Origin of the sequence: Streptomyces sp. NPDC048664 (assembly GCF_040650555.1) — a bacterium.
Classification (GTDB): Bacteria; Actinomycetota; Actinomycetes; order Streptomycetales; family Streptomycetaceae; genus Streptomyces.
Genome location: NZ_JBEZHK010000048.1, coordinates 20,778 through 29,548, shown reverse-complemented (window position 1 = coordinate 29,548; position 8,771 = coordinate 20,778). Strand labels below are relative to the sequence as shown.

At 72.7% G+C, this 8,771-nt stretch carries 8 protein-coding genes; 2 read left to right on the top strand and 6 right to left on the bottom strand.

What is annotated here, in order from left to right; genetic code table 11:
* The coding region (locus AB0C59_RS33530; RefSeq protein ID WP_363011397.1) for a hypothetical protein at positions 1 to 524 on the top strand (524 nt) is incomplete at its 5' end.
* A gap of 101 nt (positions 525 to 625) precedes the next feature.
* Positions 626 to 1,789: a PP2C family protein-serine/threonine phosphatase gene (locus tag AB0C59_RS33525; protein WP_363011391.1), complete on the top strand. Its 1,164-nt coding sequence runs from the start codon at positions 626 to 628 to the stop codon at positions 1,787 to 1,789.
* Positions 1,790 to 1,832: 43 nt separating this feature from the next.
* Here AB0C59_RS33525 and AB0C59_RS33520 read toward each other — a convergent pair whose 3' ends face one another.
* From AB0C59_RS33520 to AB0C59_RS33495, 6 genes are all read right to left on the bottom strand, one after another.
* Positions 1,833 to 2,714, bottom strand: a complete 882-nt coding sequence (locus AB0C59_RS33520) for a carbohydrate ABC transporter permease (protein WP_363011389.1) — start codon at positions 2,712 to 2,714, stop codon at positions 1,833 to 1,835.
* Complete coding sequence (locus AB0C59_RS33515; RefSeq protein ID WP_363011387.1) at positions 2,711 to 3,712, bottom strand: sugar ABC transporter permease; 1,002 nt, start codon at positions 3,710 to 3,712, stop codon at positions 2,711 to 2,713. The genes AB0C59_RS33520 and AB0C59_RS33515 overlap by 4 nt, the downstream gene beginning before the upstream one ends.
* Before the next feature lie 8 nt (positions 3,713 to 3,720).
* Positions 3,721 to 5,073, bottom strand: coding sequence for an extracellular solute-binding protein (locus AB0C59_RS33510; RefSeq protein ID WP_363011385.1), 1,353 nt, complete (start codon positions 5,071 to 5,073; stop codon positions 3,721 to 3,723).
* Between the two features lie 258 nt (positions 5,074 to 5,331).
* The gene (locus AB0C59_RS33505) at positions 5,332 to 7,347 is read right to left on the bottom strand and encodes a copper resistance protein CopC (protein ID WP_363011383.1); all 2,016 of its coding nucleotides are present in this window, start codon (positions 7,345 to 7,347) and stop codon (positions 5,332 to 5,334) included.
* A 147-nt stretch (positions 7,348 to 7,494) separates the two neighbouring features.
* Positions 7,495 to 8,268 (bottom strand): SDR family NAD(P)-dependent oxidoreductase, encoded by a 774-nt coding sequence (locus tag AB0C59_RS33500; RefSeq protein ID WP_363011381.1) that lies wholly within the window; start codon positions 8,266 to 8,268, stop codon positions 7,495 to 7,497.
* Positions 8,256 to 8,735 carry a cupin domain-containing protein gene (locus AB0C59_RS33495; RefSeq protein WP_363011379.1) on the bottom strand — a complete coding sequence of 160 codons (480 nt, stop codon included), beginning with the start codon at positions 8,733 to 8,735 and terminating at the stop codon, positions 8,256 to 8,258. The genes AB0C59_RS33500 and AB0C59_RS33495 overlap by 13 nt, the downstream gene beginning before the upstream one ends.
* Positions 8,736 to 8,771: the final 36 nt, after the last annotated feature.

The following is an 8,771-nucleotide window of genomic DNA, read 5'->3' as shown; positions in this document are numbered from 1 at the left end:
GTGCGCTGTCCGCCGCCTTCCCCGGCGTCGAGTTCCGCAGGGCGACCGAGGAGGCCGTGCCGCACCAGCTGGCCGACGCACACGTCTACTTCGGGGTGACGGTCGACCTGGACACCCGGACCCTGGCCGTCGGCGGCGAGAGGTTCTCCTTCGCCGCGCCGAGGAAGGAGTGCCCGATCGGCGAGAGGACGGTCACGGTCACCGCCAAGTACCCCGTCCTGGACGTCGCCCCGAGCAGACTCGTCGACCACGCGACCTCCCGTCGGTGGTCGATCGCCTTCACCGATCGCGGCCACCACCAGCGGCTGCTGATGTTCGCGCTGGACCCCGCCGACGCCCCCCTCGTCGGAGCGGACACCGTTCGCGGTGCGCTCGGCCTCGCGCCCAAGGACGGCAAGCGGGTGTACGACGCCATCGAGCTGGGCGCGCGCGTGGAGATCAAGGGCCGACAGGCAGCGAGCGCGTCCCCGGACGCCTACTGCGTCGACCGCCGGCCGCTGCCCGCCGCCCGGGTCCACGACTGAGACCGCGACCCGCCCCCCGGTGCGGGGCTGCCCCGGCGCCCCCGCGCTCGGTCGAGCGCACACGGGTGGAAGATCGAGGAGCGGCGAGGGAGGCTGTTGGCATGTGGTCGCTCTCCCGCTGCCCACCACAGGCGGTGGCGCACGGTCCTCACCGGGTCCTGCTCTCCGTGGCGCGGTGCGTGCCGTTCGTGGTCGTGCTCGTCGGCCTGGGCATCGAGCTCTCTCCCCTCCACCACCTCTACACCGGCCCCCTGCTCACCGCGACGCCCGCGCTCGCCGCGCTGACGATGGGCCCGCTGGGCACCCTCCTCGCGGCGACCGGGGCCCTGGCCGTCAGCGTCGTGAGCGCCACCGTCCACCACGCCTGGGACGGTGAGCAGATCTACAGCAACCTGCTGGGCCTCCTCGTGGTGTCGGTGTCCTGCATCACGATCAGTGCCGTCATGCGGACGCACAGGGGGGTGGAGCTCGACCAGATCCGCCGGGTCTCGGAGGCGGCGCAGGACGTCCTGCTGCGGCCCGTGGCTCCGCGGCTGGGGCCGGTCCGGGCCGCGAGCGTCTACCTCGCCGCCGAGGCCGGGGCCCAGATCGGCGGCGATCTGTACGAGGCGGTGCAGACCCGGTTCGGGGTCCGGATGATCGTGGGGGACGTCCGGGGCAAGGGGCTGCCCGCGGTGCGTGCCGCCGCGGCGGTGCTGGGCGCGTTCCGGGAGACCGCGCACTACGAGCGGGACCTGGCGGAGGTCATCGAGCACTGCGCGGCGGCCCTGCGGCGGGAGTGCGCCCTCGGGTGCCACGACGAGGAGTACCGGATGGAGTGCTTCGTCACCGCGCTCGTGGCCCAGGTGCCGGTCCACGACATCGTCCAGCTCGTCAACCGCGGCCACCCGGCCCCGCTGGTGCTGCACGACGGGCGGGCGCGGGCGCTGGTGCCGAGGACGCCGTTGCCGCCGCTCGGGCTGGAGGACTTCATGGCCGGACCGGCCGCCATGACGGAGAGCCATCCGTTCGTGCCGGGCGACCGCCTCCTGCTGCACACCGACGGCGTGGTGGAGGCCCGCAACACCTCCCGGGACTTCTTCCCGCTGCCCCGGGAGATGGAGGACGTGCGGGCCGGCACCCCCCAGGACTTCCTGGAGCAACTGCGGCAGCGGCTGATCAGCCACACCCATGACAGCCTGGTGGACGACGTGGCCATGATCCTCGTGGACCGGCTCCCCGAGGGCGCCCTCGAACGGGAACCGGTCGCCTCCTCGACGCTCTGACGGCCCGCCCGGAGCCGTCCCAGCCGGTCAGCCGGTCAGCCGGTCACCCCTTGCCGGCGCCCAGGGTCAGGCCGTTCACGAACTGGCGTTGGAGCGCGAAGTACACGATCAGCGTCGGGATCGCGGTGAGCAGGGCGCCCGCCGCCACCAGGTTCGGATCGGTGAAGTACTGGCCGGAGAGGTTGTTCAGGGCCGAGGTGATCGGCATGTCGCGGCCGGTCGAGATCAGTACGAGGGCCCAGAAGAAGTCGTTGTAGATCCAGATGGACAGCAGGGTCGCCAGGGCCGCCATCGCCGGACGGCAGAGCGGCAGGGTGATCTGCCAGTAGAGCCGCCATACGGAGGCGCCGTCGACGAGCGCCGCCTCGGTCAGCTCGTGCGGCAGGGTCCGCATGTAGTTGCTCAGGACGAACACGCAGAACCCGGACTGGAACGCCACGTGGATCAGCACCAGGCCGAGCGCCGAGTCGTAGAGCTTGCCGCTCGCCGTGATGCCGGGCAGGTCGGTGAGCAGGTACAGCCGGTAGAGCGGGGTGATGATCACCTGCTGCGGCAGCAGGTTGCCGGCCGTGAAGACCAGCAGCAGCGCCAGGTTGAGGCGGGCGTCGAAGCGGCTGACGTGGAAGGCGACGCAGGAGGACAGGAACAGCGTGAGCAGTACGGCGGGCACCGCGATCAGCAGTGTGTTGCCGAGGTAGTGCGCCATGTCCGACTGCTCGAAGGCGTGGGTGAAGTTGTCCAGGTTCAGCGTGTCCGGCCAGGACACATAGCCCTTGGCGCTGGTCTCGCGGTAGGGGCGCAGCGCCGAGAACAGCGCCCACAGCAGCGGTGCGAGCCAGGCCAGGGCGGACCCGGCGAGGAAGACGTGCAGCAGGACCCGGCCCGGCCGGGCCGGGGGCCGCCGCACGGGGGCGGAGGTGCTCATGCCCGCCGCTCCTTTCGGAAGGTGGCCACCAGGTAGGGGACGATCACGGCGAGCGAGATGACCAGCAGCACCACCGCGATCGCCGATCCGTAGCCGATGCGGCTGGACTCGCCGATGATGTTGTCGGTGACCAGGATCGACAGCAGTTCGGTGCCCTGGGCGCCCTTGTTGAAGACGAACGCCAGGTCGAAGGCACGCAGGGCCTCGATGACGGTCACGACCAGGACCACCGTGTTGGTGGGGCGCAGCGTCGGGAAGACGACGTGCCGGAACGTCTGCCACTCGTTCGCGCCGTCCAGCGCGGACGCCTCCCGCAGGGACGGGTCGACGCTCTTCAGCCCGGCCAGGTAGAGGATCATCACGTAGCCGGTGTGCCGCCAGCAGGCGGCGACCAGGACCGCCCAGAGGTTGAGCTTCGGGTCGCCGATCCAGTCGATGTAGTGGCCGGGCCTGTTGGCGCCGACGATGCTGTTGATCAGGCCGGTGTCCGGGTTGTAGACCAGTTGCCACACGAACCCGGTGCACGCCATCGAGATGACGACGGGCAGGAAGAACGCCGTCTGGTAGACGCGGCTGAAGCGGATCCTCTTGTCCAGTTGGAGGGCGAGGAACAGCCCGAACGGCGTCGGCAGCAGGATGAGCACCGCGAACCAGACGAGGTTGTGCTGGAGGGCGGGCCAGAACTGCGGGTTGTCGGTCAGGAGTTGGGTGAGGTTGCGCGACCCCGCCCAGGTGATCGAGTCGAGGCCGATGCCGTCCCAGGTGGTGAAGGCGAGGGCGATCGAGGCGAGGGCGGTGACCCACACGAGGAGCACGTGCAGGGCGGTGGGCACGCCCGCCATCAGGGCGAGCGTGATCCGGTCGCGGCGGGTGAGCAGGCGTCGGCGGCCGCGGGCGGTCGAGGCGGCGCCCGGGGGCGGCGCGGAGGCCGCCCCCGGGGTCCTGGTTCCGGCGGCCGCGGAGGGCGCGGACGCCCGGGGTGTCGTGTCGCTGGCCATGTCTGCCGTCACCCGGAGGCGAAGATCGTCTTCTTCTGCCGCTCGATCGAGGACAGCAGGCTGTCGATCCCCTTGGGGTCCTGGACGAACTTCTGCAGCGCGGGCTGCATCACCGTGGAGGTGAAGTCGGGCCGGCTGTCGCGGTCCATGAACTGGGTGAGGGTCTTGGCGCCGCTGATCATCGTGAACGCCTTCTTCTGCAGCGCGCTGTAGGAGGACGTGTCGGCCCGGGTGGAGGCGGCCACCACGCTCGGGTCGGTCCTGAGGTAGGTCTGCTCGGCGTCGGGGGAGCCGAGGTACTCCAGCAGCTTGACGACACCGTCGTGGTTCTTCGGGGCCCGGCTGACCATGAAGCCGTCGGTCGGCGCCTCCACGGTGTCCTGCCCGTACGCGGGGTTGAGCTCGGGGAAGGCGAAGAAGTCGAGGTCGTCCAGGTCGGCCTTGTCCGTGAACTGCTGGGCCACGAAGCTGCCGAGGACGTACATGCCGGCCTTCTTCGCGACCAGTGCCTGCGCGGCGTCCTGCCAGGTGCGGCCGAGCGCCCCGTCCTGGTGGTAGGGCAGGATCTCGGCCCAGTGGTCGAAGACGGTCCTGACCCTGGCGTCGGTCCAGGCGGCCTTGCCCGCCATCAACCGGACATGGAAGTCGTAGCCGTTGAGGCGGAAGTTGATCTGGTCGAACGTTCCCATCGCGGGCCACTGGTCCTTGTCGCCGAACGCGATCGGGACCAGTCCGTCCTGCTTCATCCGCCGGCACAGGGAGGTGAACTGGTCCCAGGTGGTGGGGACTTGGTAGCCGTGTTGCCGGAAGACGCTTCTTCGGTAGAAGACCGCCCAGGGGTAGGTGGTCATCGGCACGAGGTAGTACCTGCCGTCCTCGCCCTTGCTGAGCTTCTTCATCGCCTCGGGGAAGTTGCCGCCGATCCTCTCCCAGACGTCGTCGATCGGAGTGGCGAGCTTCTTCGCCGCGAAGAACTGCATGCGGATCCCGGCGAACCAGTTGAACACGTCGTCCGGCGTGCCCTGGAGGTAGGAGTTGATCTGCTCCTGGAAGGTGTTGTGGTCCTTTGTGTTCACCGCGACCGTGATGCCGGACCGCTTCCTGAAGGCCGTGTAGACGCTCTCGAAGGCCGCCTTCGGCACCGCGTCCGAGGCGTTGGAGCCGAGGGTGACGGTCTTGGGGTCGGAGCCCGGGCCGCTGCCGCCGCAGGCGCTCAGCAGGGGGGTGCCGGCGCCGGCGAGGAGGGCCGCCCCACCGGCGCCGCGCAGCAGGGAACGACGGCTCGGGCCACCGCCGGGACGGGGGCCGCGGGCGGGGTCGGCAAAGGGGGTCGGGGAGGCAGCGGAGGAGGTGGGGTGCATGACGGCTCCTGGAGGCAGGGGTCGGTCACGGATGGGCTCTCCGAGGAGGGGTCAGAATCCACCAGAAACCAACTCGGCCGAACATCGTGGCGCCATGAGACTCGTCTGTCCGCACACGCGTCAAGACCCGTGTCGGCAATGGTGGAATCGCGAACGGCCCAACGAACAGCACAGTCTACGGCGGCTGTTGACGGACCCCCTTACGGTGCCGGGCGTCACCTGCGGGTTGTCCGGGGACGACGGCGGGGGCGCCGCCCGTCATCCGATACGGACCTTCTTCGACACGGTGACCTGATCGATCTCGGACGTACGGACACTCACGCGCATCGTCCAGACGCCCGGGAGCGGCAGGTTCAGCGCGTCCGTGCCCCAGTACCCGCCCTGGTTGCGAAGCCTGGCGTCCAGTGGGCCGATGCCCCGCTGCTCGAACGTGAAGGACAGGCGCAGTTCGGGCACGGTCGCGACACCGCCGTCCGGGCCGAACACCAACGCCTGCACCTGGTTCTCGCCCACCCGGCCCGGTGACAGCTCGATCTGGACCTTGCCGTGCCCGCCGGGCGTGCCCACGTCGAAGGGGACCTCGGTGGCGGTGCCGAGGGGCTGGTCCGCCGCCGTCCGCGCCGCCGCCTCCTCCGTCGCCGCCCGCCCGGGCTGGCTGCCCGTCAGCAGCGTCGTGATCACCAGCACCACCACGCCGACGGTGATCTCCGCCAGCACCGAGCGGCGCAGGGCACGCCGGTACGGCGCCGGGTCGTCCGGTGGCGTACCACCTTCGGAGGCCGCCCGGCCCCCGGCGCCCGGGGGGTGGTCGCCCTCCGGTGCGGTGTGCGCTCCCTCGCCGTCCGGCGGTACGTCCTCGGTCCGCCCGGAGTCCGTGCGCGCGGACACGGCCACCGTGGACTCCGCGGTCGCGGACGCAGCCGCCGTGGTCGCGGAACTCGACGCCGCGCCCACCGTCTCCCGCACCCGCTCCGGCGCTGCCACCGTCACCCCGGCCCCCTCGGCCCCACCGGACACCGCGCCACCGGACACGGCCCCGTCGGGCATCACCGCCCCGTCGGGCGCCGCGAGGCGTGCCGTGAAGCGGCGGGAGAAGGCCGCCGCCGCCAGCAGCACCGCGACCGCGACCAGCTTGGCGGTCAGCAGCCTGCCGTACGTCGTGGAGGTGAGCGCGCCGAAGGAGCCGAGGCCGCGCCAGGACTGGTAGACGCCGGTGACGACCAGGACGGCGACGGAGGCGAGGGCCAGGCGCGAGAACCGGGTGACCGCGGCGGCCGGCAGGTCCTCGGGCGCCCGGTACAGCACCGTGAGCAGGGCGGCGAGTCCGCCCAGCCAGACCGCCATGGCCAGCAGGTGCAGCACCGCCGAGGTCATCGCGAGCGGGACCTGGAGACCCGCGGCGGCGTGCTCGGACACCGCCCAGGTGAGCGCGAGGGCGAGCGTGAGCGGCACCGCCACCGCGATCCGCGCCGGAGTCCGCCGGGGGATCCCGGGGCCCGCCGGTCCCGTCCGTCGCGCGTACACCGCCGCCGCGCCCAGCAGGACCACCCGGGCGAGCAGTGCGAGGCCCGGCCGGCTCACGGCCGTCTCCCGCAGGACCGTGAGGTCGGTCAGCGCGGCGGGGCCGCTGCCGCGTTCGTACGGCCCGCGCAGCAGCACCAGCGCGAGCGTCGCCGCCAGCAGCGTCCACCAGCCGCCCACCAGCAGCCCCCGCACGGCCCCGGCCGCCACACCGGTCGCCAGGGTGAACACGGCGACGCCGAGCAGCAGGGCCAGACCGCCGTACGCGACGTAACGGGCCAGGTCGTACAGGGCCGACGAGGCCGCGTCCTGGGCCTCGTCGGACGGCAGGACCGCCCTGGACGCGGAGGGCTTGCCGACGGAGAAGGTCAGGGCGCCGGACACGGGGTGGCTGTCCGCCGACACCACGCGCCACGCCACGATGTACGTGCCGTGCGCGAGAGCGGGAAGGGTGACGCTCGCCGTGTCCGAGCGGCCGTCCGCGTGCTCCTGCCTGCCGGTGTGGACCCGCCGGTTGCCGGGGTCGTACACGCGGATGGAGTTGTCCAGCAGCCCCACCGACTCGGAGAAGGTGAGGGTCACGGCCTTCGGCGAGGTCTTCAGCACACTGCCGTCCACCGGCCCCGCGCCTTCGAGCGTGGCGTGCGCGGAGGCGGTGCCGGCTCCCGCGAGAAGCAGCAGCGGGACGACGAGCAGCGCGAACAGGGCGCGCCGCGGCCCGCGTCCGCGCACCGCCGCCCACGGACTCCGCACGCCTGTGCGCCCCTCAGCCACGTCAGCTCTCCCGCGTCGGTCCGTTCCCGGCCCCGTTACGTACGGACGCGGAGTTCTCCGCGCTCAGCGTGGCGGCACATCGGCGGCCGCCCGGGCGGGCTCCCGCCATCATGACGGCAGCCCGTCTCACCACGTCGGCCGGGCCGACACCCCTCCGTCCACCACGAGGTCATGGCCGGTGACCCAGGAGGCGAGCGGCGAGGCCAGGAACACGCAGGCGTCGCCGACATCCTCCGGGCGCCCCAGCCGGCCGGCGGGTGCGGCCCCGCGCCAGCGCCGCACCCCTTCCGGCCACTCGGCCTCAAGGCCCGGCCGGTCGACCAACCCGGGGGAGACGGTGTTGACCCGGACGCCGTCGGGGCCGTACTCGAGCGCCGCCGACCGGGCGTGCATGACGACCGCCGCCTTGGACGCGCAGTAGTGGGCGTGCAGGGGAGCCGGGTGGGCGGCCTCGATGGAGGCGATGTGGGTGACGGTCCCGCCGCCCGCCGCGCGCATGACCGCGACCGCCGCCTGGGTGCAGGCGAACACGCTCGACAGGTTGGTGTCGAACACCGCCCGCCACTCGGTGGCCGTCATCCCGTCCAGTTCTCGCGTCGGCTGCACGCCCGCGTTGTTGACCAGCGCCGTCAGCCGTCCGCCGCCCCATCGCGCCGCGCGCTGGACCAGGTCGTGGCACGCGTCCTCCTCGGCGAGGTCGGCGCGCAGGACGACGGCCCGCCCGCCCAGGGCGCGGATCCGCCCGGCCACCTCCCCGGCCGCGTCCACCGAGGCGCGGCAGTGGACGGCGACCGCCGCGCCCTCCTCGGCGAACCGCAGCGCGATCCCGCGCCCGATGCCGCCGCCCGCGCCCGTCACCAGGGCGACCTGGCCCGCCAGCAGCCCGCTCACGGACGGCACAGCCCGGCGATGCGGGCCGCCTCGGCCGGGTAGCGGGCGGTCAGCGCGGCCGCGTCGCCGTGCTCGTAGGTCTCGTCGGTGAAGCCCGGGGCCATGGTGCAGCCGAAGAGCGTCCAGGCGCCGCCGGCGGCGACCCGGCCGCCCATCCAGGTACCGGCCGGGACGGTGAACTGGACGTGCTGGCCGCCCAGGACGTCCGGGCCGAGCAGCACCGTGCCGGTGGCGCCGCCGGGTTCGAGGAGCAGGAGCTCCAGCGGGTCGCCCAGGTAGTGGTGCCAGACCTCGTCCGTGGGCAGCCGGTGCAGCGCCGAGTAGTCGTCCGGGTCGCCGGTCAGCAGCGCGACGATGGCGGTGCCCTCCGCACGGCCGTCCCCGCGGGGCGGCCCCGTCCAGGTGCGGTGGAACCGGCCGCCCTCCCGGGGGATCGGTTCGAGGCCGTAGTGCGCGATGAGATCGTCCGGCGTCACAGGGGCAGCGTAGGCGCCGCACCGGCCGCGCGGAGG